Consider the following 23,566-nt stretch of genomic DNA (forward strand, 5'->3'; position numbering starts at 1 on the left):
CGCGCGGCCACCCGCGTCAGGGCTTGTCGACGGGCGGAGCGCTCGTCGTCGTCGCCGACGAGGTCTCAACGGGGGCCGCGGTGTTCTCGACGGTTGCGGCAGGGGCGTCCTTGCCCTTGTCGTCATCCTTGAGTTCGCTCTTGAGGATCTTGGCCGACTGACCGACGCTGCGCGCGAGGGCCGGGAGCTTGGTCGCGCCGAAGATCAGGACGATGACCGCGAGAACCAGCAGAAGGTGCCAGCCCGTGAATGCGTTGCCGAGGAATCCCATGATCCGATCCTTACGTGGTCGGGAAGTGTCCTTCAGTGTAACCCCGGCATCCCGTTCTCCGGCGATGGGCCCGGGATCAATCGACCGAGTAGCGCTCCAGCGCCGCCTGTGCCCAGGCTTCGACGGCCGCACGCGCCTCCGGCGGTCCGACGACGGTGGCGACGCCCGGCATCCCGGCGACCAGCCGCTTCAGCACGTCGAGGTGCGAGATCGGCAGCTCGAGGCGCACCAGGTCTCCGTGCGTCGATCGCGGCGCGCCGTCGGGGATGTAGTCGTCGAGCAGCGGGACGGCCGCGGACGCGACGTCGAGCGTCACCACCAGCTCGGTCGTCGCGCCCTCGAAGAGCTTGTCGGGGAGAGCGACCTCGTCGACACGGTGCTCGATCGGACGGTCGGTGACGACGACATCCGACATGCGGTCGAGCCGGAAGGTGCGCACGGCCTGACGCAGGTGGCACCAGCCGCGCAGATACCAGTCGGTGTCGTTCGAGTCGATGCGCAGCGGGTCGACGCGGCGGCGCTCGTGCTCGCCCCGCGAGTTGAGGTAGTCGAGCTCGAGCTGCACGCCGCGGCTGACGGCGTCGCGGATGGTCGCGAGGCGTCCGTCCGTCGCCTCACCAGCCACGCCGACGGGTGCGACCGGGCCGGAGGCACCCCGGGAGAGCTTGCCCATGAGGGTCGCGATCGCGGCGCTGTCGGCCGTCTCGGGCAGCGACGAGAGGTACTGCAGCCCGGCGATGAGGGCTGCCGCCTCACGGGCGGAGAAACGCGGGGCGTCGTCGATCGCCACGAGGTTCGTCAGCACGATCTCGCCGCGATCCTCGAAGGCGTCCCAGGCGATGTCGAACAGGTCGCCGTGCTGGTACGACGACGTGTCACCCGGCACGCCGCTGACCGCGATGAGCTCGACCGACTCGCGCACCAGGTCGGCATCCACGTCGAAGTGGGCGGCGGCCTCGTCGACCGTGACGCGCTCGTGGTCCATGAGCCACGGCACCAGCGCGAGCAGAAAGGCGAGACGGTCGCGGGCGCTGAACTTCGGCGCGCGCACGGCATCGGGATCACGCCGGGGCATGCGCCGCTCCGATCAGAGTGAGGCGCTCGCGCACGGCGGAGCGCAGGGCGGCGGGCTCGAGCACGACGACCTCCGGCCCGAAGGCGGCGAGCTCGTCGGCGAGGATCGCGAGGTCGACGAAGTGCAGCCGCAGGCGCAGGGACTCCCCGGCGTTCGAGGAGCCGCCGTCAGTGCTCACGACGCCATGTCGTTCGGCCCCGGCCCGGCTGCCCAGCCGTCGGTCGGCATCGCTGCCGGCGACGACCTCCAGCTCGGCGATCCCGGCCTCCCACACCTCGGCCAGCGAGGCCAGCGCCTGCGCGGCGAAGTCGCCGTCGCGCTGCGGTGCGGGCCTACCCGTCGTCACCGCGCCGACGATGCGGCGCAGCAGGAACATCTTGCGTCGGCCGGTCTCGGGCTCCTCGGCCGAGAGGTGCCACCGCCCCTGGTACTGCACGAGCGCGAGCGGGATGACGTGACGCTCGCTGGCCTCGGTCTGGCCCGGCTTCAGATAGCGGAAGCGCACGGTCAGGTGCTTCTCGAGTGCGGCGTCGATCGCCGCGAAGGCCGCATCCCGCGACCGCAGTCGGGGCGCGTAGCCGAGCACCGGCTGCTGCGCCTGGGCGCCGCCGAGACCGCGCAGCTTGAGCAGCGCGCGCCGCGACTCCCCCGAGAGCGCGCCTTCGCGCCACACCATGGCGGCGAGGTTGAGCATCGACGTCTCCTCGGCCGAGAAGCGCACATCGGCGGGGAGCTCGTAGGCGCCCTTGCGGATGCGGTAGCGCAGCAGCTGGTTGTTGCCCGCGTCGCCGGGCGACTCCACGGTCTCGAGCGGGACGCCGAGGTCGCGGATGTCGTCTTTGTCGCGCTCGAACTGGCGCTCGAGGTTCGCGTTGTCGCCGCCTTTGTCGAAGCGCTGACGGTAGCCCTGCACGGTCGACAGGATCTCGCTCTTGCTCAGACCGCCCTCGGTGGCGAGCAGCGCCAGCACCAGGCTGAAGAGACGCTCCTCGACGGCGACGCGCGGCGCGGTTCTCGATGCGGACACGTGAAGGATCCTAGATCGGGGACACCCGGCCGTGTCCGTTGCGAGAGAGGCGGAGAGGGTCTTCGCCCCGGGGTCAGCTGACGACGCCGAGCAGATCGATCACGATGATCTGCGGGGCGGCGTTCGCGGCGCCCGTGGCGTCGGCCGGCACGACCTGGATGAGCTGGGTGCCGAGCTTCTTGCCCACGAGCTGCGGCGAGAACGGGTAGGTCGACGAGTCGTCGCCGGCGGGGACGAGCGACGGGGAGTTGTTCTCCCAGGTCGACTGACCCGCAGTCGCGGTGTCGCCCCACTGGAAGACGGAGTACTGAACGAGCACCTTCTCGCCCTTGCGGACGGTCTTGCCGCCGCCGGCCTTGACGACCGCGGTCGTCTTCTCCTTCGGGGCGGGGTCGCCCGGGAGCACGATGCCGGGCTGGCCGTCGGGCGCCGTGACGATCGCGGGGAGCCCCGGGGTCTGCAGCTGGTTCACGCCGTCGGCCTTGCCGGGAAAGCGCTTCACGATGTCGGTCACGAGCACGAGCGTCGCGCTGTCGGCGATGCCCTGCTGCGCGAGGGCGCCCTCGCCGAAGATCTGCTTCGCCGTGGCGGTCAGCGCGATGCGCGACCCGACAGTCTGGCAGAGCAGCGACTTCGCGAGCGCATCCTTCTGCTTCGTCCACCAGAAGGCGTCGCCGTTGGCGTCGTAGCCGACCGCCTGCAGCTTCTGACCGGTGCGCGCGAGCGAGATGGTCGTCTTGAACTGCACGACATCGCCCTGGCCGACCTGAGCGCCGTCGCCGCGCACGAGCGCGCTGACCTGCGCGCTCTTCGCGCGCAGCGGCGTCGGGAAGTCGATCTTCGGCTCGGAGCCGACCTTGCCGCTCGCCGTCACGGTCGAGCTCGCCGCTCCCGAGCGGTACGGGTTGCAGGAGACGTCCTTGCCGGTCTCAGCCGGCGCGCAGGCGCTCAGCGAGGCGATCGCCAGAGCGGCGATGGCGAGAACGGGGGCGATGCGACGCACGGGTGTCCTTCCGAAGGGGCCGAGGGAGAGTCTATCGGGGCTGATCGGCGTCGCCGTCCGCCGCCACGTCGGTGGCGGGAGCGGTGGCGTGACCAGCGGAGCCGGTGTCCGACGCAGCGGAGTCGAGATCGGCGCCCGTCTCGGAGGCCAGCTTCTGCGCATCCCGCACGACCCGGCGCAGGCGCTTGTCGCTCGTCGAGCGCTGGCCGAGCGAACCCGGGGTCCACAGCTCGACGTCCTCGTCGCTGAACTCGCTCTTCGAGGCGCGGCGCTTGAGCTGCGGCAGCTCGGCGCCGGGCGCGAGGCGGCGCGCGGTCACGAGGAAGCCGGTGTGCCCGACCATGCGGTGGTCGGGACGCACGGCGAGACCCTCGACGTGCCAGCCGCGCACGAGCGTCTCCACCGGTTCGGGATGCGTGTACTCCCCCGTCGCGCGGATCGCCTCGACGACGCGCGAGAGCTGGGTGACCGTCGCGACGTAGCAGATGACCACGCCGCCGGGACGGAGCGCATCCGACACCGCGGGGAAGCACTCCCAGGGCGCGAGCATGTCGAGCACGACGCGGTCGACCGTGCCCGGCTCGAAGGCCGCGGGCAGCTCGTCGGCGAGGTCGCCGACCGTGACACTCCAGTTCGCCGGCTCCTCGCCGAGGAAAGCGGCGACGTTCGCCTGCGCGATCTCGGCGAACTCCTCGCGACGCTCGAACGACGCGAGGCGCCCCTCCGGTCCGACCCCGCGCAGCAGCCACAGCGACAGCGCACCGGAGCCCACACCGGCCTCGACGACGGTGGACCCCGGGAAGATGTCGGCGAGAGCGAGGATCTGCGCCGCATCCTTCGGATAGACGATCGCGGCGCCGCGCGGCATCGACATGACGAAATCGGCGAGCAGCGGACGCAGCGCCAGGTACTCGTCGCCGTTCGAGGCGGTCAGCACCGAGCCGTCGGGCAGCCCGATGATCTCGTCGTGGCGCACCGTGCCGCGATGGGTGTGGAAGACCTTGTCGGCCTCGAGGGTGATCGTGTTCATGCGGCCCTTGGGACCGGTAAGCTGAACGCGGTCGCCCGGCACGAAGGGGCCGCTGCGGCGGCGCTGGGCGCTCATGCGTTGCTCCGTTCGGCGTGCACGGCGAGCAGGTCGGCGAGTCCGCGACCGTCGAAGCCGTCCCACAGGGTGTACTCGTGGCTCTCGGGCAGCTCGACGTGCAGGGGCACCGCGACGACGGTCGCCCCCGAGGCGACGGCCGAGGCCACGCCCGGGCGGGAGTCTTCGATCGCGATGGCCGTGCGCACATCCACCCCCAGGAGCTCGGCGCCGCGCAGATACGGAGCCGGATGCGGCTTCGTGTGCTCGACCTCGTCGCCGGTCATCGTCGCGGCGAACAGGTCGGCGCCGATCGCCTCGATCACGACGTCGGCGAAGTCGCGATACGACATCGTCACGAGCGCCGAGGGGATGCCCGCGTCCTTCAGGCCGCGCAGCAGCTCGCGCGCGCCCGGCCGGAACGGCACCTCGGCGCGCGTCAGCTCGATCACACGGGCGGTCATCGTCGCGACGATCTCGTCGGCGGAGAGGCCGACGCCGTGCGACTGCAGGATCCGCGCCGCGTCGGGCAGGCCGAGGCCGACCATCTGCAGCGCGTGCTCCTGCGTCCACGAACCGCCCCAGGCGGAGACCAGCTCCGACTCGGCGGTCATCCAGTACGGCTCGGTATCGACGAGCGTGCCGTCCATATCCCAGAGAACAGCAGAGGGCAGCGCGTCGGTCACGAGCATCGAGTCTACGGCGCGCCTATTGTTGTGCAGGACAGTCGGCCGGGTCGGCCGACGGGACGGATGACGGCATGGCGGATGAGCAGGGCTTCGGCGCGGGACCCGTCGTCGTCGTCGCCTTCGAGGGCTGGAACGACGCCGGAGAGGCCGCGAGCGGCGTCGCCCGGGCGCTGCGAGACCAGCTCGAGCTCGATCCGCTCACCAGCATCGACCCCGAGGACTACTTCGACTACCAGTTCAACCGCCCCAGCGTCGTCACCGACGAGAACGGCGACCGGGTGCTGCAGTGGCCGGAGGTGACCCTCTACGGCGACCGCGGCAGCGCCTCGCCGGTCATGCTGCTCATGGGCACCGAGCCCTCGCGCGGCTGGCGCACCTTCGCCGCCGAGATCACCGACAAGGTGCTCGCGACGGGCGCGAGCGGCGTCGTCTTCCTCGGCGCGATGCTCGCCGACGTGCCGCACACGCGGCCGATCTCGGTGTTCGCGTCGAGCGAGAGCCGGGAGATCCGCGAGCGCTTCGGCCTCGAGCGCTCGAGCTACGAGGGGCCCGTCGGCATTCTCAGCGTGCTCGGCGACTCGCTCGATCGCGCCGGCGTGCCGACCCTCTCGATCTGGGCCTCGGTTCCGCACTACGTGCACAACTCCCCCAGCCCCAAGGCCACCCTCGCGCTGATCGAGCGGCTCGAGGACTTCATCGACGTGCAGATCGCGCGCGGCTCGCTCGTCGAGGAGTCGGCGGCGTGGGAGGACGGGATCGACGCTCTCGCCGGCGACGACGACGACATGGCCGCCTACATCCAGCAGCTGGAGCAGGCGCGTGACACGGTCGACTCCCCCGAGGCGAGCGGCGACGCGATCGCGGAGGAGTTCGAGCGATACCTGAGGCGCCGCGACGGCAAGGCCGGCGGCGACCCCGACCGGCCGCGCGGCTGACGGCGGAACGGCCCGAGCCCGCCATGAGCGCGTCGACGAAGCGGGATGCCGGATCGACGCGCGCCGCGGATGCCGACCGGGCGGGCGCACAGCACCGCACACCGCACTCCGCTCGACACCACGCCCACCGACGCGCGCTGCGACGCTCGCGGATCGTGGTGATCGCGCTCGCCGTCATCTACATCGCCGGTCTCGGCGCGGTGCTGCTCTGGCCCGAGCGCGTCGACGGACCGGGCGGGGCGCGCATCCGATGGCTGCTCGACCTGCTCGCCGGCTGGGGCGTCGATCGCACGAGCGCCTACGACCTGCTCGAATCCGCCGCGAACGTGGCCCTGTTCGTGCCGGGCGGGCTGCTGCTGGTGGCGCTGCTGTCGTTCCGCTGGCGCTGGTGGCTGCCCGTGATCGGCGTCGCGCTGTCGACCGCCGCCGAGGTCGCCCAGTACCTGTGGCTGCCCGACCGGGTCGCATCGAGCGCCGACATCGTCGCGAACGCAGCCGGGTTCACGATCGGAGCGCTCCTCGGCGCCGCGGTCGGGGCGGCGCTGCATCGACGCCACCACGGTGCGGGCGGTGTCGTCGCGACGATACCGTCGGCGCCCGCGGATCAGCTGGCGGCGAGCACTCCCGTGCCGAGCAGCACCAGCAGCACCGCGCCCAGGGCCACGCGGTAGATCACGAAGGGCAGGAACGAGCCCTTCGAGACGTAACGCAGGAAGAAGTGGATGACGGCGAAGCCGACCACGCCCGCGATCACGGTCGCCACGAGCGTCTCGACCGGACCGAAGACCTCGGGGGTGCAGACGGCGCCGGGGTCGCATCCCTTGACCGACTTGTAGACCTGGTAGAGCCCGCTGCCGAAGACCGCCGGCAGGGCGAGCAGGAACGAGTACCGCGCCGCGGCGGGACGGTCGTAGCCCATGAGGCGCCCGGCGGTGATCGTGCCGCCCGAGCGCGAGACGCCGGGGATGAGCGCGGCGGCCTGCGCGAGGCCGAAGACGATGCCGTGCGGCAGGGTCAGCTGGTCGAGCGTGCGCTTGCGGCTCGCGAAGCGGTCGGCGACGCCGAGCAGGATGCCGAAGACGATGAGCGAGATCGCGACGAACCAGAGCGAGCGCAGGGTCGTCTCGATGTCGTTCTGGAAGAGCAGGCCCAGCACGACGATCGGGATCGTGCCGAGGATGATGAACCAGCCCATCTTCGCGTCGGGCGCGTTGCGGGGCGCCTTGCCGACGAGCGACTTCGCCCAGGTCGCGATGATGCGGGTGATGTCGCGCCAGAAGTAGATCAGCACGGCCAGCTCGGTGCCGATCTGCGTGATCGCGGTGAACGCGGCCCCGGGATCCCTGCCGCCGAGCAGGAACTCGCCGACGATGCGCAGATGCGCGCTCGAGGAGATGGGCAGGAACTCGGTCAGACCCTGGACGAACCCGAGGATGATCGCGTTGAGGAGATCGTTCACGGGGTAGGAGTCTGTCAGCAGTTGCGCAGGAGGTCGCCCAGAACCCGCCGACCGAACGTGAGAGCACTCAGAGGAACCCGCTCGTCGACGCCGTGGAACATGGCCGGGAAGTCGAGGTCGGAGCCGAGCTGCAGCGGAGCGAAGCCGTAGCCGGCGATGCCGAGCTTCGACAGCGCCTTGTTGTCGGTGCCGCCGCTCAACAGGTAGGGCAGCACGGCCGCCTCGGGGTCGGCGCGGCGCAGGGCCGCCGACATGTCCTCGACGAGGCGACCGGAGAACGGGTTCTCGAGGCCGACGTCGCGGTGCAGGATCTCGATCTCGACATCGGCGCCGACGATGCGCTGCACCTCGGCGAGCACCTTGTCCTCATCGCCCGGCAGGGTGCGGATGTCGACGAGCGCCTCGGCGCGGTCGGGCACCACGTTGTGCTTGTAGCCGGCGTCGAGCACCGTCGGGTTCGAGGTGACGCGCAGGGCGCCGTGCAGGAAGCCCGCGCCGGTGCCCGTCAAGCGCAGCAGCTCTTCGGCATCCGTCGCCGCCGGATCGACGCCGTGCAGCTTCGCGAGCTCGGCCAGCAGCTCCTCGGTCGTGCCGGTCAGCTCGACCGGCCACTCCGTGCGTCCGAGTGCCGCGACCGCCTCGGCCAGCCGGGTGACCGCGTTGTCGCGCACGACGCGCGAGCCGTGCGCCGCGGTGCCGCGGGCGATGAGCTTGATCCAGAGCAGCGCCTTCTCCCCCGTCTGCAGCAGATAGGCGCGGCGGCCGGCGACGTCGATCGAGTAGCCGCCGACCTCGCTGATCGCCTCGCTCGCTCCGGCGAAGAGCTCGGGACGCTCATCCACCAGGTGGTGGGCCCCGAAGACGCCGCCGTTCTCCTCGTCGGCGAAGTAGGCCACGATCACGTCGCGCGCCGGGCGCTCCCCCGCCTCGTGCAGGTCGCGGAGCGCGGTGATCATCATCGCGTCCATGTCCTTCATGTCGACGGCGCCGCGGCCCCACAGCAGACCGTCGCGCACCTCGCCGCCGAAGGGATCGACGGTCCAGTTCGCGGGGTCGGCGGGCACGACGTCGGTGTGCCCGTGCAGCACGAGCGCCGGGCGGCTCGGGTCGGCGCCCTCGACGCGGGCGATCACGCTCGTGCGCCCGGGGGCGGCGCCGAAGAGCTGCGGCTCGAGCCCGATCGAACGCAGCTCGGCCTCCAGATACTCGGCCGCGTCGCTCTCTCCGTTCGACTTGCCCGAGCCGTAGTTCGAGGTGTCGAAGCGGATCAGATCACGGGCGATGCGGGCGGTGTCCTCGAGCTCGTCGGCCATGGCATCCACGCTACCCGCGGCGTCGGACGCCGCGTCGCCGGATGACGGATGCGGCGAGCGGCATGTGCGCGAGACGTCGAGGATGCGGACGGCGATGCGGGGCGGGGCGCGAGTCGCGATGCGGTGCGCGCGCGCAGGCGACGCGGGGGCGAACAGCGCGCGACGCGCCCGGGAACGACGGTCGGCGCCGAAGTGGTCAAAGCGGCCTCGCGCAGCGTGCTACTGTCGTCACTCGGTGCTGCTGCTGAACACAGCGGAACCGGACTCGCGCGGGTGGCGGAAATGGCAGACGCGCTAGCTTGAGGTGCTAGTGCCCGTATAGGGCGTGGGGGTTCAAGTCCCCCCTCGCGCACGCGAGTCGAAGGGCCCGGATCAGGAATGATCCGGGCCCTTCGCGCATCCGCTCGCTCGCATCCCTCTTCGCGCCGCGCTGACGCCGGCGCCCCTCTCCTCGGAGGAGCTCATGGAGCAGGAAGCCGCGTTCGATCAGGTCGCCACCGCGCTGCGGGCCTCGTCGGGACTCTGGGAGTCCGACGGGTTCATCGCCGCGTTCCCCGGCGGCTTCGAGCGTCTCGTCTCCGGCCTCGTGCACACGATCGGACCTGAGCGCATCGAGTGGATCGAGTCGCGCTTCATCCCGGCGAGCCCCAAGGCCGAGGCGGTCGTGCTCGCCGACGGACTCGTGCTGCACGCCGTGCTGACGGGCGAGGGCTTCGGCCTGCACGTGCGCCCGCTGGTCGTGCGGGCGCTCAGCGTGACGGCGACGCCGCTCGTGCACCCGCGCGCGGCCGCGACGTCCATGGGCACGGGCGAGTCCGGCGAGTCCGCCCTGACCGAGCAGATCACGGCGGCGGAAGGCGAGGAGTCGGCGTTCCGCTTCTCGGCCGAGATCGACGGCCTCGACCAGCTCGCCTTCCCCTGGCAGCCGGAGACGAGCGCGCAGCTCGCCCGACTGTCGGCGCAGTACCAGCGGATGCTCGCGCGCCTGCACTGAGACCGGAGATCGCGCTCTCCGGATCCTCTGAGGCGCGCCCGTCATGTCGGCGGCCTTTGACACGATCGAACACATGTTCGATGCTGGGGCCATGGGATCGGGAGCGACACGGGGCGCGGCGGCCGCCGCCGTGCTCGAGATCGCGCCCGATCTGCTCGGCGACGAGTTCGGCGACGAGCCCGGCGACGCTCTCTCCAGGGATGAGCACGAGGGTTCGGATGGCCGCTTCGCAGCGACGTCAGCGACGTCAGCGACGTCAGCGACTGATCGTCGACGCGATCCCGGGCAGGGCCTCCGAGGACTGGATGCGCTGCGCCCCGCCTCCGCGCTCGCCGCCCCGGCCCGCAGGAGGAACGCCTCCGCGCCGCACGGCGCCGCCGACGCTGGCTCCGCTCCTCCGGGCTCCGCTTCTCCTGATCGCGCTCGCACCGTCGAGGAGCTGCAGGGGCGGATCCGCGGGATGCAGCGGCGGCGACTCGACAGCAGAGCCCTGCCGACCGACGAGGCCCTCGGCGAGCTGCTGCCGGGCGGCGCCCTCAGCGCGGGCTCGGGCTATGCCATCAGCGGATCGACCTCGCTCGCCCTCGCGCTGCTGCGCGCCCCCAGCCGAGCCGGGGCCTGGTGCGCGATCGTCGGCCTTCCCGATCTCGGTCTCGAAGCCGCCGCAGGACTGGGGCTCGACCTCGAGCGCGTCGTGCTGGTGCCGCATCCCGGCGAGCACTGGATGGCCGTGGTGTCCGCCCTCGTTGACGTGGTCTCGATCGTGCTCGTGCGCCCGCCGCTGCGAGAGGGGCGCGCCCGTGTCGGCGAGACGGCCGCGACGCGGCTCGCCTCGCGCCTGCGGCAGCGCGAGGCCGTGCTGCTGGCGATGGACGACTGGCCGCGCGCCGAGGCCCGCCTCGCCGTGACCGACGCGAGCTGGTCGGGTGTGGGCGCCGGTTTCGGCCACCTCAGCGGCCGTCAGGTCACCGTCACCTCGGCGGCGCAGGCCTGGGCGGGTCGTGAGCGATCGCGCCGACTGTGGCTGCCGGCGGCCGACGGCGGGATCACGCCCGTCACCGCTGCGGCCGTCTCGACGAGCGCGACCGACTCGCGCGACGCCGACCAGCCGCGACTGCGCAGCGTGGGCTGATCGGATCGTCGAGAAAGGGCGATCAGCTCCAGCGCACCACCGGGGTGCCCGAGGTGAAGTCGACCAGCGGCGACTTCAGCGACGGCCCGAAGAGGATGCTGCAGGTGCCGGTCGCGGAGCCCTTCGTGCAGGTGGCCGTCGTGGTCACGCCGCCGATGTAGCCGCCGCGCACGACCAGCGGCGTCGTCGATGAGGAGGTCTCCGGCTGCAGGTTCGCGAGCGCCGTCTGCGCATCGCCCGACAGGGTGCGGGTGATGGACCCCTCCTGCAGGATCGTGCCGTCGGACAGCGGGCTCTTGAGGTCGAGACCGCATCCCGCCGCGAAGTTCTTCGACGCGATGCAGGCGTCGACCGCCGTCGTCACCGCCGTGCGGAACGTCTCGACGCCGTCATCCGTCAACGACACCTTGACGTCGCGCAGGGTGTCATAGGTGTCGTCGCCCGCGGCGACCAGCTTCTCGCCGTTCTCGACCTGGAATCCCTTGACGTCGAGAGCCAGCGTGTAAGCACCGGGGAACAGCACCCAGGTGTCGCTCGAGGGCGCTTTCTGGCCGTTGATCGTCACCGGCGCGCTCTTCAGCGAGCTCGGGTACAGCGCGACGGTGCCGCCGCTGATGGTGAAGGCGCCGTCGCTGTCGCGGGTGAGGCGGAACTCCTGGGTGACCGACTCGGATCCGATCGCGAACTTCGCCCGCACCTGCGGGAAGTACTTGCTGCCCGAGACGGTCGTGGTCGCCTTGCCGATCTTGGCGATCTTGTTCGACTCCTTGAGCACCGCGGAGGTGAGCAGAGTGTCGTCGTCGGGCTTCTCCAGGAAGGTCAGCGCCTTCTTCGCGTCGCCGGCACGCAGGGCGTCGAGATAGCCGGTCACCGTGGCGGCCGGATCGGCCGATGCGGGGCGGCTGGCGTTGATTCCGGCCGTGATGCCCACGACCGCGCCGATCACGAGGACGAGAGCGCCCGCGATGATGCCGATGACGGCGCCGGTTCCCAGCCGGCGCTTGCGCGGCGGAGGGGTGGGGACGCCGTACTGCGGTGCGCCGTACTGCTGACCGGACTGCTGCGGAGCCGCGTACTGTTGCTGTGCGTACTGGGGCTGAGCAGGCTGCTGACCGTACTGCGGCTGACCGTTCTGCGGCTGACCGCCGTACTGCTGGGCGCCGTACTGCCCCGGCGTCGACTGGCCGTACTGCTGAGCGCCGGGCTGCGGGGAAACGCCGTACTGGGGAGCGCCGTAGTGAGGCTGCCCCGGCTGGGACTGACCCGGCTGGTGCTGACCCGCCGGCGACGGCTCGCCGCCCTGGCGCTGACCGAAGCGCAACTGGGTCTCGTCCGCTTCGCCGTACTGCGGCGGCCCGGACTCCTGGGGCGGTGTCGGCGACTGGTACTGCGCATAGGGCGAGGGGCCGACCGTGCGCGGCGGGATCTGCGGTGCGCCATCGCCACCGCCCTCACGACCTCCGGCAGCAGAAGCCAGCGGCGTCGAGCGGTCGGCGGGATCCTGATCACGAGGGTCGGTCATGTGTCCACCCTGGCACCTTTCTGCGAATCATGACGACATCTCTCGCGCTCGGGTCGCGGGCCCACCTGCGGACGGCGGCATCGGCATCCGCTCAGCCGTCGAGAACGCAGAAGGCGTTGCCCTCGGGATCGCGCAGAACCGTGTAGTCGGCGTCGTCCTCGTATCGCCAGTCGTCGACGCGGGTCGCGCCGAGCGAGACCAGGCGCGCGATCTCCGCCTCGGCATCGTCGGGCTGGAGGTCGAGGTGATGGCGGCGCGGCTTCTCGGAGGTGGCGAGCTGCAGGGCGAATCGCGGGAGGGTCTCGCCGTCGCGCGGGACGAGCACGGTCCACTCGCCATCCGAGCCCGGCTTCACCTCGTAGTCGAGCGCGGCGGTCCAGAAGGCCACCGCTCTGCGCATGTCGGTGACGCCCCAGACGAAGGTTCTGATCTTCAGCATGGCCGCAGTCTGCACCGCACCGCGGACATCGAGGACGCCTCCCGGAGGCTGTGGAGAATCCGAGTTGACGCATTCGAATATGTGTTCGAATATATGGCATGCGCTTCCGACCTGCCGGCTTTCTCGCCGAGCCCGACGCCGCCGACGACGGCGACCGGCTGCTCGTGCTCTGGGCACCCGACTGGCCGGTGATCGCGCACGCCCGCGCCGAGCGGCTCTCCGAGAGCGCACCCATCGCGCTGGTCGAACGCGGCGAGGTGCTGGCCTGCTCGCGCTCAGCCCGTGACGAGGGCGTGCGCCGCGGGCTGCGGCAGCGTGAGGCGCAGTCCCGATGCCCGGGGCTGACGGTTCTGCGCTACGACTCCTCCCTGGATGCGCGTGCCTACGAGCCGATCATCACCGGGCTCGAGCAGCTGCTGCCGGCCGTGCACCCGATCCGCCCCGGCATGCTCGCCGTGGCGGCACGCGGACCTGCGCGTTTCTACGGCGGCGAGAAGGCGGCGGCCCTCGCGCTGCTCGGCGCGCTGCGCGAACTCGGGGTCGCCGACGGGCGGGCCGGGATCGCCGAGGGGCTGTTCGCGGCCACGCTCGCGGCGCGGGCGACGCGTCCCGGCCAGCCGACGCTCATCGTGCCGGAGGGCCGTTCGGCCGACTTCCTCGCGCCGCTGCCGGTGCGGCTGCTCGAGTCGCCGGAGCTGTCGGTGCTGCTCCCCCGGCTGGGCGTGCACGATCTGGGTTCCTTCGCCGCGCTGCGGCCGCACGACGTCGCGGCGCGTTTCGGCGCCGAGGGCGCGCGGCTGCACGTGCTCGCGCGCGGGCGCGATGCGCGAGCGGCGACGCCCCGTACGCCACCTCACGACGCGACGGCCGTGATCGACTTCGAGCCGGCGCTCGACCGGGTCGACCAGGTCGCCTTCGCCGTGCGCACCGCCGCCGACGAGATCGTCACCACGCTGCTCGAGCAGAAGCTGGTGTGCACGGCGCTGCGGGTCGTGTTCGAGGGCGAGGAGGGCGAGCAGAGCGACCGGCTCTGGCTGCACCCCCGCTTCTTCCAGGCGACCGAGATCGTCGACCGGGTGCGCTGGCAGCTCAGCGGCGCGCTGCGCAGCGGCGAACGACGTCACGACCCGGATGCGGCGGGAGAGCTGCGCAGCGCCGTCGTGCGGGTGCGCATCGAGCCCGAGACCGTCGATGCGGCGGGCAGCCATGAGCGCGGACTGTTCGGCTCGGGGCCGGAGGAGGGCGTGCACTCCGGGCTGTCGCGGGTGCAGGGCCTGGTCGGGCATCGCGGCGTGCTGACCGCGACGCCGACAGGCGGCCGCTCCCCCGGCGAGCGGCAGACCCCGGTCGCCTGGGGCGACCGTGCGGTCGTGACCCGCGACCGCACCCGTCCCTGGCCCGGGCGGCTGCCCGACCCCGCGCCGGCGACCGTGTACGAGATGCCGCGCGAGCTGCGGGTGCAGGATGCGACGGGTCGCGAGGTGAGCGTCAGCGCACGCGGGGTGATCAGCGCGCCGCCCGCTGCCCTGGTCGCTCCGGGCGGGGAACGGCTCGACGTGAGCTCGTGGGCCGGCCCCTGGCCGCTCGACGAACGCTGGTGGGATGCGCGCACCGCTCGCCGTGCGCATCGCTTCCAGATGGTGGACGGCACCGGCGGCGCCTGGCTGCTCGTGCTCGACGAGCGCGGCTGGTGGGCGGAGGGCCGCTATGACTGAGCGCGCGATCGCCCGATCAGCCCAGCTCCCGGCGCAGGATCCAGCGCGTCCGGCCCCCGCTGTGCGCCGTCGTCTCGGCGACCCGATGGAAGCCGTGCTGCTCGAAGAGGCGCACGGTTCCGACGTAGCCGGAGATCACATCCACCCGGCCGCTGACGCCGCCGTCGGCGTCGCCGTGTCCGGGCTCGGCGCCCCGACCGGATCCGCTCGGCGCACCGGCAGCGGGGTCGAGGTCGACGGGGTAGCCCTCGATCACCTCGGCCCCGTGCGCCGCAGCGTGCTCGACGGCCCCGTCGAGCAGCGTGTGCATGACCCCGTGCCCGCGGAACCCGGCTCTCACCACGAAGCACACGGCCACCCAGGCGTCGCGTTCGTCGACGAACGGGATCGTGCGCGAGTTCATGAGTCGGCGATAGCTCGAGCGCGGCGCCACCGAGCACCAGCCCGCGACCTCGCCGTCGACATAGGCGAGCACACCCGGCCCGGGTTCGGTCGCGCACTCGGCGCGCATGTACTCCGGCCGCTCGGTGTTCGACAGGCGGGCGTCGCGGTAGCTCATGCACCAGCATCCGCCGCCACCCGGCTTCTTCACGCCGACGACCTCGGCGAAGTCGTCGAAGCGGTGCACGGCCGAGCGCACCGTCAGCTCGGGCTCATGGTCGGTGGGATACCGCGGTCGGCTCGCCATGGCCGGAGCGTAGACCGCGCCGCCGACAGTCGAACGGGGTCCACCGCCAGTCGAGCGGGATACGTCGCCCATCGAGCAGGTTCGACCGACGGGGAGGTGCGCTGATGGGCTGGAGCAATCCCCCGATCCCCTGGTCGGAGTTCGAGCGCGCCCTGTCGGACGTGCGGCGCCCCGCCGAGCAGCCGGCCGATGTCGACGGCGGCGACAGTCCGGCCTGGGGTCCGAAGCGGCCGCGCTACCGCGTGCCCGAGACGGTCGTGCGCGCCGAGGATCCGTTGCCCTACGCCGAGCTGCACGCGCACTCGAGCTACAGCTTCCTCGACGGCGCGTCCGGCCCCGAGGAGCTGCTCGAGGAGGCGGAGAGGCTCGGCCTGCACGCGCTCGCGCTCACCGATCACGACGGCTTCTACGGCGTCGCCCGCTTCGCTGAGGCGGCCGAGCCGAAGCAGATCCAGACCAGGACGGTGTTCGGCGCCGAGCTCTCGCTCGGGCTCTCCGGCCCGCAGAACGGCGAGGCCGACCCCGAGGGCAGCCACCTGCTCGTGCTCGCTCGCCGGGAGGAGGGCTACCACCGGCTCTCCTCCGCGATCACCGCCGCGCAGCTCGCCGGCGGCGAGAAGGGACGGCCGATCTACGATCTCGACGACCTCGCCCGACGGGCCGGAGGGCACTGGATCGTGCTGACCGGATGCCGCAAGGGCGCCGTGCGGCAGGCGCTCGAACGCGAGCTGCCGACCGCACGGGTGCAGGAGCAGCGGGGCGCCGACTTCGCCTTCCCCGAGACCGTGGGCGAGCTCGACCGTCTCGTCGCGCTGTTCGGGTCGCAGAACGTGGTGGTCGAGATCTTCGATCACGGCGAACCGCTCGACAGCGAACGCAACGACGTGCTCGCGGCGCTCGCCGCACTGCGCGGGCTGCGGCTCGTCGCGACCGGCAACGTGCACTACGCCACCCCCGACCGACACCAGCTGGCCACCGCGGTCGCCGCCGTGCGCGCGCAACGCAGCCTCGACGAGCTCGAGGGCTGGCTGCCGCCCTCGGGCGCGGCGCACCTGCGCAGCGGCCGCGAGATGCGCGCCCGCTTCTTCCGCTACCCCGGTGCCGTCGAACGCACGGTCGAGGTGGCCGACGAGCTCGCCTTCGAACTGCGCAGCGCCAAGCCCAAGCTGCCGACCCAGCCGGTACCCGAGGGCTTCACGCCGATGTCGTGGCTGCGCAAGCTCGTCTGGGATGCGGTGCCGACCGTCTACCCCGACGCCGACGACGCCGTGCGCGACCGCATCGAGCGCGAGCTCGCCGTCATCGAGATGAAGGACTTCCCCGGCTACTTCCTCATCGTGCACGAGATCGTCGCCTTCGCTCGCGGCGAGGGGATCCTCTGCCAGGGCCGCGGCTCGGCCGCCAACTCCGCGGTCTGCTACCTGCTGAACATCACCGCCGTCGACGCGATCTTCTACAAGCTCCCCTTCGAGCGCTTCCTCTCCAGCCTGCGCGACGAGGAGCCCGACATCGACGTCGACTTCGACTCCGACCGGCGCGAGGAGGTCATCCAGCACGTCTTCGAGACCTACGGGCGCGACCGGGCGGCGCAGGTCGCCAACGTCATCCAGTACCGGCCCAAGAACGCCGTGCGCGACATGGCGAAAGCCCTCGGGCACTCCCCCGGCCAGCAGGATGCCTGGTCGAAGCAGGTCGAACGCTGGGGCGCGCAGCTCACGAGCGACGAGGGCAACGACATCCCGCAGCCGGTGATCGACCTCGCCACGCAGCTGCTGAAGTTCCCGCGCCACCTCGGCATCCACTCCGGCGGCATGGTGCTGACCGAGCGACCCGTCGGCGAGGTCGTGCCGATCGAGCACGCCCGCATGGAGAAGCGCACCGTCGTGCAGTGGGACAAAGACGACTGCGCCTGGATGGGCCTGGTCAAGTTCGACCTGCTCGGCCTCGGCATGCTGGCGGCGCTGCAGCACTGCTTCGACCTCATCCGCGCCGCCACCGGGGAGGACTGGAGCCTGCAGACCCTGCCGAAGGAGGAGCCAGGGGTCTACGACATGCTCTGCCGAGCCGACTCCATCGGAGTGTTCCAGGTCGAGTCGCGGGCGCAGATGGGTCTGCTGCCGCGCCTGCAGCCGCGACGCTTCTACGACCTCGTCGTGCAGATCGCGCTCGTGCGGCCCGGTCCGATCCAGGGCGGCGCCGTGCATCCCTTCGTGCGCCGCAAACTCGGGCAGGAGCCGATCAGCTACCTGCACCCGAAGCTCGTCGAGCCGCTCGAGCGCACGCTCGGGGTTCCGGTGTTCCAGGAGCAGCTCATGCAGATGGCCGTCGCGGTCGGCGGATGCACCGGCGAGGACGCCGACAAGCTGCGGCGGGCGATGGGATCCAAGCGCGGGCTCGAGAAGATCGACTCGCTCAAGGCGAAGCTGTACGAGGGCATGGCCGAGAACGGGCTCGTCGGCGAGATCGCCGACGACATCTACGGCAAGATCCAGGCCTTCGCGAACTTCGGCTTCGCCGAGAGCCACAGCCTCAGCTTCGCCCTGCTCGTCTACGCCTCGTCGTGGATCAAGCTCCACTACCCGGCGGCCTTCCTGGCCGGGCTGCTGCGCTCGCAGCCGATGGGCTTCTACTCGGCGTCGTCGCTCACCGCCGACGCCCGACGGCACGGGGTCACGGTGCGCCGGCCCGACCTGCAGCGCTCCGGCTGGCAGGCGGAGGTCGAGCCGCTCGACGAGTCCGCGCCGATCGCGCCCGGGGGCGGCGGTGCGCAACCGCAGCCGGTCAGCGGGCGCGCGAGCTGCGCCGACCACGTGCAGCCGCTCGTCGAAGCGTTCGACGCGGCCGCGCCGAACGAGGATGCCGCCCACCGCCGCGACGACCACCTCGCGGTACGGCTCGGACTGGCCTCCGTGACGCGGATCGGCGACGCCGTCGCGAAGCGGATCGTCGCCGAGCGCGAACGCGCGGGCGCCTACCGCGACATGGAGGATCTGGTGCGCCGCACCGGGCTCACCACGCCGCAGCTCGAGGCGCTCGCCTCCGCCGGCGCCCTCGAGTGCTTCGGACTGAGCCGACGCTCGGCGCTCTGGCGAGCAGGGAGCGCCGCCCAGGATCGGGCCGAGTTCCTGCCCGACACGGTCGTGACCGTGCAGCCGCCCCTGTTCCCCGATCCGACCGCCTTCGAGACGCTCGCCGCCGACCTCTGGGCGACCGGAGTCAGCGTCGACGACCACCCGCTGCGGCATCTGAGAGCACGGCTCGACGAGCGGAGAGTGCTCACCTCCGCCGGCCTGCGCACGGGTGAGAGCGGGCGGCGCATCGAGGTCGCCGGGGTGGTCACCCACCGGCAGCGGCCCGCGACCGCGAGCGGCATCACCTTCCTCAACCTCGAAGACGAGACCGGGCTGACCAACGTGATCGTCTCGATGGGCGTGTGGGGGCGCTTCCGACGGGTCGTGCGCGACTCCCCCGCGCTCATCGTGCGCGGCATGCTCGAACGCAGCAGCGAAGGAGTCACGAACGTGCTCGCCGACCACATCGAGCCGCTGCGGCTCGACGTCAAGCACCGCAGTCGCGACTTCCAGTGAGCCGAGCGCTTCGGGACCAGACAGGGGGCGCAACCGCGCGGCGCGGCGCTGCGCGGCGCTGCGCGGCGCTGCGCGGCGACGTCGATGCTGGAGCAAGCGGTCGGGCACGTTCCGCGCAGATGGAAGGATCGACGGGTGAGTGAGACTCCCCGCCTCGGCCTGCTGCTCGACGTCGACGGCCCCATCGCCAGCCCCATCACGCGCACCGTCGCCATCCCCAGCATCGCCGACGACCTCGTCGCGATCGCGAACGCCGGCAACCCGGTCGTGTTCAACACCGGGCGGTCGGATGCCTTCATCCGCGATGTGGTCATCCCCGCGCTCGTCGACGCCGGCCTCGACGCATCGGCCCCCGTGCACGCGATCTGCGAGAAGGGCGGCAGCTGGTTCTCGCTCGACCCCGCCGCGGCCGACCTCACCGGCACCGTGCAGACCGATCCGCGCCTGCAGACCCCCGCCGCATTCGGCGACTTCGTCCGCACCGTCGTCGCCGAGCGCTACAGCGACCTCATGTTCTTCGACGAGACCAAGCTGACGATGATCTCCGTCGAGCAGAACGTCGGCAGCGACGACGCCGCCTACCGGGAGGCGCAGGCGCGCTTCGATGCCGAGGCGCTCGCCTGCATGGAGCAGCACGGCCTCACCGCCGACTTCCGCATCGACCCCACGATCATCTCCACCGACATCGAGCATCGCGACACCGGCAAAGACCTCGGCGCGCGCCGCGCCCTCGAGCTGATCAGCGCCCGCGGACCGCTGCCGCGCCGCTGGTACACCGCCGGCGACTCGCGCAGCGACTACGCCATGGCCGACGCGCTGCACGAACTCGGCTACGACGTCGAGCACCTCGACGTGCGCCCGCTCGACGGCGTGCCCGCCACCCCCTACCCGGTGCTGCGCGCCGCCGACGACGCCGTCATCCACGACGCGGCGACGGCGGGATTCCTGTCGACTTGGCGCGCTGCCGCCCGCTGATCGCGCTACGCACCGAGACACCCGCGGCAGCACGAGGAGACGCAGTCCGCGCTAGCGCGCCCGACAAAACCACGTCATCGCACCGACACCGCACGCCACGAGCGCTGTCCACTGATCCAGTCGACCCCTCGGGCCCGTCCGGGCAGGATCAGTCGGGCAGCGGGGCGTCGCCGGGCGGCCAGACGTAGGGCAGATCGTCGGGGACGTCGCCGAAGAGCGGACGATAGAACTCCGGCGCCTTGCGCACGAGGTTCGAGCGGTGGCTGAGGTGCAGGGTCTCGTCGCCGAGCCACGACGGCAGCGGCACGGCGTCCTGACCGACACCGTCGACCTCGGGAGCGAACTCCAGCAGCTGGGCACGCACCGTGTCCGCGTGGCCGTCCGCGATCCAGCGATCGGTCATCGCGAGCCCGTAGAGCACGAGCGCCGGAAGACGTCCGGCCCACATCCGCGCCGCCGGGTGATGTCGCCAGCCGTAGCCCGGCATGGTATTCGCCCGCAGCAGCTGCAGCGTCTCCACCCGCTGCTTGCCGAGCCGCGCCTGATCGAGCGCGGCCGCCGACTCGGCGAACGACGGATACGGGAGGAAGGTCTGCATCGCGCGTCACGCTAGCGGCGCGACAGCCGAGGAGCGGGCTCGCTTCAGCCCGCATCCAGCCCGAGCAGAGCGGCGGTCGCGCGGCGGCGACGCCCCGAGTCCAGGAGCAGATCCACGCTGTCGCTCCACTGCCCGGGCACGCCGAGAAGCGGCAGCGACCGCAGACCGTCGTCCCTGATCGCGTCGCGCAGCGTCTCCGGCATCGGGCGCAAGCCGTGGAAGGGGCGGTCGCAGAACGGCTCGGCCACCGGCACGACTGCCGGGAGACCGAGCTCCCCCTGACGCAGCGCGAGCGCCTCGAGCGCCGCGACCAGCGCCGTCTCGCGATCCGAGCCCGATCGTGCCGACAGAGCGCGGCGCAACGGAGCCCGCAGCGCGCCGACACCGGGAAGCGCGGCGAACTGCGTTCCCGGCCACTTCGAATACGGCGCCCACCGCTCCTCGAGCACGAAGCCCAGGTGCATGACCGTCCGCACGAGGCGGGCGGCGACCACAGTCGCTCCGAGCTCGTCGCCGCGCTCTGCGGCACGGCCGAGGAACGGCAGCTCCTGACCGATGCGCTGCCAGCCGCTCGCCAGCAGCCAGCTGCGGACGTCATCCGGATAGCGAGCCAACGCTTCACGCTCCGCGGTGAGCTCGCCGGTGTCGTCGCGGAAGACCGGGCCGGCGGTGGCCTCGAGCACCGATTGACCGGTCAACGACAGCCAGTCGAGCAGCGTCATGCCGGATGCCGCGGAGGCGACGGACGCGCCGGGCACGACCGCGCCGAGTTCCAGACCGGTGCGCGACGCCAGCAATCCCGCCAGCGACACCACCTCGGCCCGCTGATGCTCCCAGCGATCTCAGGTGACCGGGAACCGCACCGGATGCCCGCGGAAGGTGGCGGGCAGCGCACGCTCGAGCCGCGCATCCACCTCGTCGACCGCCTCGGGCGGTGCCACGACCGCGAGCCGCAGTCCCCAGTCGTGATCGCGGGAGCGCAGGTCGTCGAGCCCGAGCACATCCGACCCGGAGCCGAGCCGGGCGAGCGCGATCGGCATGCCCGGGAAGGCCTCGTCGAGCAGCGGCCCCACGATCTCGTGCGCGCAGGCGGCGGCGAGCTGCGTTCCCGACGCCGTTCCAGTTCCGGTCATGTCGACACCCCGCCCTCCATCGCGTCCGCCGTCCGTCGTTCAGGTCTGCCCTGTGCCGTCAGCCGTGGTGCAGCCGTCGGCGCAGGTGCTCGATGCGCGCCTGCAGCTGCACGACGGTCGCCTTCGCGACCTCCGGCCCACCGCAGAGGCGGCGCACCTCGGCGTGAACCTGCCCGTGCGTCATGCCGCTGTTGCGGGCCTGGATGGAGACGAGGCTGTTGAGCAGCTTGCGCTGCTCGGCCATCGTGCGGTGCAGGGCGACCGGCTCGGCCGCGATCCGCTCGGCCTCGGGCATCTGCCGTCGACGCTCCTCGGCGCGCCGCGACTGCCGCGCCTGCCGCTGCCGCAGCAGGTCGCTGACCTGCTCGGGCTCGAGCAGTCCCGGAAGCCCGATGAAGTCCCACTCCTCGTCGCTGCCCGGTTCGGCCAGCTGGCCGAACTCGTGCCCGTCGAACATGACCTTCTCGAACTCGGCGACCGAGCCGAGCGCCTGCCAGGTGAATTCGTCGACGAGCGCCTCGCTCGCCTTCTCCTCGCGGTTGGCGCTCTCGATCAGGCTGTCGTCGAGCAGTCCGGCATCGTCATCCGTGTCCTTGTCGAGGGCGTGGTCGCGCTCGCGCTCGAGCTGCGCGGCCAGCTCGGTGAGGATCGGCACGCTCGGCAGGAAGATCGACGCGAGCTCGCCGCGACGCCGGGCGCGCACGAAGCGGCCGATCGCCTGGGCGAAGAACAGGGGCGTGGAGGCGCTGGTCGCGTAAACGCCGACGGCGAGGCGCGGCACGTCCACACCTTCCGACACCATGCGCACGGCCACCATCCACCGCTGGCTGCCGTTCGAGAACTGCTCGATGCGCTCGCTCGCGCCGGCGTCGTCGCTGAGCACGACGACGGGCTCGTAGCCGGTGATCTGGGTGAGGATCTCGGCGTAGGCGCGCGCCTGCGTCTGATCGGTCGCGATCACGAGGCCGCCGGCGTCGGGCACCGCGTGTCGCACCTCGGTGAGGCGACGGTCGGCGGCGGTGAGCACGGCCGGGATCCACTCGCCGCCGGCGTCGAGCGCGGCGCGCCAGGCCTGCGAGGTGACGTCTTTCGTGTCGTCCTGCCCGAGCCGCGCCTCCATCTCGTCGCCCTGACGGGTGCGCCAGCGCATCGAGCCGGCGTAGGAGAGGAAGATCACCGGGCGCACGACGCCGTCGCGCAGGGCGTGACCGTAGCCGTAGCTGTAGTCGGTGCGCGAGAGGCGGATGCCGCGCTCGTTCGGCGCGTAGTCGACGAAGGGGATCGGCGCGGTGTCGCTGCGGAACGGCGTGCCCGACAGCGAGAGCCGCCGTTCGGCCGGCTCGAAGGCCTCGCGCACGGCGTCGCCCCAGCTGAGCGCGTCGCCGGCGTGATGCACCTCGTCGAGGATCACGAGACTGCGCGCCGACTCGGTCAGCTGCCGGTGCAGCGCCGCGCGCACCGCGACCTGGGCGTAGGTGACGACGACGCCGTGATAGCCGCGGCCCTCGCGCCGGTGCCGGTTGCTGAAGCGGGGGTCGAGGTGGATGCCGGCCCGGTGCGCCGCATCCGCCCACTGCACCTTGAGGTGCTCCGTCGGAGCGACGACGGTGACGCGGTCGATCACGCGCTCCTGCAGCAGGGTGCTGGCGAGGCGCAGAGCGAAGGTCGTCTTGCCGGCGCCGGGCGTCGCGGCGACGAGGAAGTCCTTCCGGCCTGCCCGGGCGTAGGCCTCGAGCGCCTCCTGCTGCCAGGCCCGCAGCTTCTGCACGGTGCCGCGGGCGGCGCGATCCGGGAACGCCGGCGAGAGGTGATCCGCGGCGGCGGTGGCGCGGAAGGCGGCACTGCTCGCGGAGGTCTCGGTCATCGTTCCTCGATGGTAGGTCAGTCCGGCGACACGGATGCGGTCGCGGCGGGGTCGTCCGGCGCG

At 72.0% G+C, this 23,566-nt stretch carries 22 protein-coding genes and 1 tRNA gene; 8 read left to right on the plus strand and 15 right to left on the minus strand.

The features are described 5' to 3' along the window. Positions 1 to 16 precede the first annotated feature (16 nt). From tatA to FJ657_RS10525, 6 genes are all read right to left on the minus strand, one after another. Positions 17 to 271, minus strand: a complete 255-nt coding sequence (gene tatA / locus FJ657_RS10500) for a twin-arginine translocase TatA/TatE family subunit (protein WP_141163573.1) — start codon at positions 269 to 271, stop codon at positions 17 to 19. 76 nt (positions 272 to 347) lie between these two features. Beyond that, the gene (locus tag FJ657_RS10505) at positions 348 to 1,346 is read right to left on the minus strand and encodes a helix-turn-helix transcriptional regulator (RefSeq protein WP_141163574.1); all 999 of its coding nucleotides are present in this window, start codon (positions 1,344 to 1,346) and stop codon (positions 348 to 350) included. Further along, the gene (locus tag FJ657_RS10510) at positions 1,333 to 2,373 is read right to left on the minus strand and encodes a helix-turn-helix transcriptional regulator (protein WP_141163575.1); all 1,041 of its coding nucleotides are present in this window, start codon (positions 2,371 to 2,373) and stop codon (positions 1,333 to 1,335) included. Before FJ657_RS10510 ends, FJ657_RS10505 begins: the two co-directional genes overlap by 14 nt. Positions 2,374 to 2,446: 73 nt before the next feature. Next, positions 2,447 to 3,376 carry a hypothetical protein gene (locus tag FJ657_RS10515; protein WP_141163576.1) on the minus strand — a complete coding sequence of 310 codons (930 nt, stop codon included), beginning with the start codon at positions 3,374 to 3,376 and terminating at the stop codon, positions 2,447 to 2,449. A 31-nt stretch (positions 3,377 to 3,407) separates the two neighbouring features. Continuing rightward, positions 3,408 to 4,481, minus strand: a complete 1,074-nt coding sequence (locus tag FJ657_RS10520; RefSeq protein WP_141163577.1) for a tRNA (adenine-N1)-methyltransferase — start codon at positions 4,479 to 4,481, stop codon at positions 3,408 to 3,410. Beyond that, positions 4,478 to 5,152, minus strand: coding sequence for an HAD family hydrolase (locus tag FJ657_RS10525; RefSeq protein WP_141163578.1), 675 nt, complete (start codon positions 5,150 to 5,152; stop codon positions 4,478 to 4,480). Before FJ657_RS10525 ends, FJ657_RS10520 begins: the two co-directional genes overlap by 4 nt. Before the next feature lie 68 nt (positions 5,153 to 5,220). Between FJ657_RS10525 and FJ657_RS10530 the strand changes: the two genes are divergently transcribed. Together FJ657_RS10530 and FJ657_RS10535 are read left to right on the plus strand one after the other, a co-directional pair. After that, the gene (locus FJ657_RS10530; RefSeq protein WP_141163579.1) at positions 5,221 to 6,084 is read left to right on the plus strand and encodes a proteasome assembly chaperone family protein; all 864 of its coding nucleotides are present in this window, start codon (positions 5,221 to 5,223) and stop codon (positions 6,082 to 6,084) included. Between the two features lie 23 nt (positions 6,085 to 6,107). After that, positions 6,108 to 6,755 carry a VanZ family protein gene (locus FJ657_RS10535; RefSeq protein WP_141163580.1) on the plus strand — a complete coding sequence of 216 codons (648 nt, stop codon included), beginning with the start codon at positions 6,108 to 6,110 and terminating at the stop codon, positions 6,753 to 6,755. On the opposite strand, the gene FJ657_RS10540 is transcribed toward FJ657_RS10535, so the two are convergent. Together FJ657_RS10540 and FJ657_RS10545 are read right to left on the minus strand one after the other, a co-directional pair. Next, complete coding sequence (locus FJ657_RS10540) at positions 6,689 to 7,543, minus strand: undecaprenyl-diphosphate phosphatase (RefSeq protein WP_141163581.1); 855 nt, start codon at positions 7,541 to 7,543, stop codon at positions 6,689 to 6,691. The genes FJ657_RS10535 and FJ657_RS10540 overlap by 67 nt on opposite strands. A gap of 14 nt (positions 7,544 to 7,557) precedes the next feature. Continuing rightward, positions 7,558 to 8,856 (minus strand): M20/M25/M40 family metallo-hydrolase, encoded by a 1,299-nt coding sequence (locus FJ657_RS10545; RefSeq protein WP_141163582.1) that lies wholly within the window; start codon positions 8,854 to 8,856, stop codon positions 7,558 to 7,560. A 267-nt stretch (positions 8,857 to 9,123) separates the two neighbouring features. Here FJ657_RS10545 and FJ657_RS10550 point away from each other — a divergent pair. From FJ657_RS10550 to imuA', 3 genes are all read left to right on the plus strand, one after another. Then, positions 9,124 to 9,208, plus strand: a tRNA-Leu gene (locus tag FJ657_RS10550). A 111-nt stretch (positions 9,209 to 9,319) separates the two neighbouring features. Then, on the plus strand, positions 9,320 to 9,850 hold the full coding sequence (locus tag FJ657_RS10555) for a hypothetical protein (protein ID WP_141163583.1): 531 nt from the start codon (positions 9,320 to 9,322) through the stop codon (positions 9,848 to 9,850). A 73-nt stretch (positions 9,851 to 9,923) separates the two neighbouring features. Next, positions 9,924 to 10,982 (plus strand): DnaE2-dependent mutagenesis accessory factor ImuA', encoded by a 1,059-nt coding sequence (imuA', locus tag FJ657_RS17075; protein WP_181408940.1) that lies wholly within the window; start codon positions 9,924 to 9,926, stop codon positions 10,980 to 10,982. Between the two features lie 22 nt (positions 10,983 to 11,004). On the opposite strand, the gene FJ657_RS10565 is transcribed toward imuA', so the two are convergent. Together FJ657_RS10565 and FJ657_RS10570 are read right to left on the minus strand one after the other, a co-directional pair. Beyond that, on the minus strand, positions 11,005 to 12,504 hold the full coding sequence (locus tag FJ657_RS10565) for a hypothetical protein (RefSeq protein ID WP_141163584.1): 1,500 nt from the start codon (positions 12,502 to 12,504) through the stop codon (positions 11,005 to 11,007). 91 nt (positions 12,505 to 12,595) lie between these two features. Further along, complete coding sequence (locus tag FJ657_RS10570; protein WP_141163585.1) at positions 12,596 to 12,943, minus strand: VOC family protein; 348 nt, start codon at positions 12,941 to 12,943, stop codon at positions 12,596 to 12,598. 98 nt (positions 12,944 to 13,041) lie between these two features. Here FJ657_RS10570 and FJ657_RS10575 point away from each other — a divergent pair, with 98 nt between their 5' ends. Continuing rightward, positions 13,042 to 14,658, plus strand: coding sequence for a DNA polymerase Y family protein (locus FJ657_RS10575; RefSeq protein WP_141163586.1), 1,617 nt, complete (start codon positions 13,042 to 13,044; stop codon positions 14,656 to 14,658). A 16-nt stretch (positions 14,659 to 14,674) separates the two neighbouring features. Here the strand turns inward: FJ657_RS10575 and FJ657_RS10580 are convergent, their stop codons facing one another. Further along, positions 14,675 to 15,346, minus strand: coding sequence for a GNAT family N-acetyltransferase (locus tag FJ657_RS10580; RefSeq protein ID WP_141163587.1), 672 nt, complete (start codon positions 15,344 to 15,346; stop codon positions 14,675 to 14,677). Positions 15,347 to 15,450: 104 nt separating this feature from the next. On the opposite strand from FJ657_RS10580, the gene FJ657_RS10585 reads away from it, so the two are divergent. Together FJ657_RS10585 and FJ657_RS10590 are read left to right on the plus strand one after the other, a co-directional pair. Further along, entirely contained in the window at positions 15,451 to 18,933 is a 3,483-nt protein-coding gene (locus FJ657_RS10585) for an error-prone DNA polymerase (protein ID WP_141163588.1), read from the plus strand. Between the two features lie 135 nt (positions 18,934 to 19,068). Then, the gene (locus FJ657_RS10590; protein WP_255447261.1) at positions 19,069 to 19,908 is read left to right on the plus strand and encodes a Cof-type HAD-IIB family hydrolase; all 840 of its coding nucleotides are present in this window, start codon (positions 19,069 to 19,071) and stop codon (positions 19,906 to 19,908) included. 148 nt (positions 19,909 to 20,056) lie between these two features. On the opposite strand, the gene FJ657_RS10595 is transcribed toward FJ657_RS10590, so the two are convergent. From FJ657_RS10595 to FJ657_RS10605, 4 genes are read right to left on the minus strand one after another with little or no spacing between them, the layout of a single operon-like run. Continuing rightward, on the minus strand, positions 20,057 to 20,506 hold the full coding sequence (locus FJ657_RS10595; RefSeq protein WP_141163590.1) for an MSMEG_6728 family protein: 450 nt from the start codon (positions 20,504 to 20,506) through the stop codon (positions 20,057 to 20,059). 44 nt (positions 20,507 to 20,550) lie between these two features. Then, positions 20,551 to 21,321: a DUF4037 domain-containing protein gene (locus tag FJ657_RS10600; protein ID WP_255447262.1), complete on the minus strand. Its 771-nt coding sequence runs from the start codon at positions 21,319 to 21,321 to the stop codon at positions 20,551 to 20,553. Positions 21,322 to 21,348: 27 nt separating this feature from the next. Then, complete coding sequence (locus FJ657_RS17410) at positions 21,349 to 21,639, minus strand: hypothetical protein (RefSeq protein WP_255447263.1); 291 nt, start codon at positions 21,637 to 21,639, stop codon at positions 21,349 to 21,351. A 58-nt stretch (positions 21,640 to 21,697) separates the two neighbouring features. Beyond that, positions 21,698 to 23,503, minus strand: coding sequence for a DEAD/DEAH box helicase (locus FJ657_RS10605; protein ID WP_141163591.1), 1,806 nt, complete (start codon positions 23,501 to 23,503; stop codon positions 21,698 to 21,700). Between the last annotated feature and the right edge of the window lie 63 nt (positions 23,504 to 23,566).

The sequence above is a fragment of the Schumannella soli genome (genome assembly GCF_006517435.1).
GTDB lineage: Bacteria > Actinomycetota > Actinomycetes > Actinomycetales > Microbacteriaceae > Schumannella > Schumannella soli.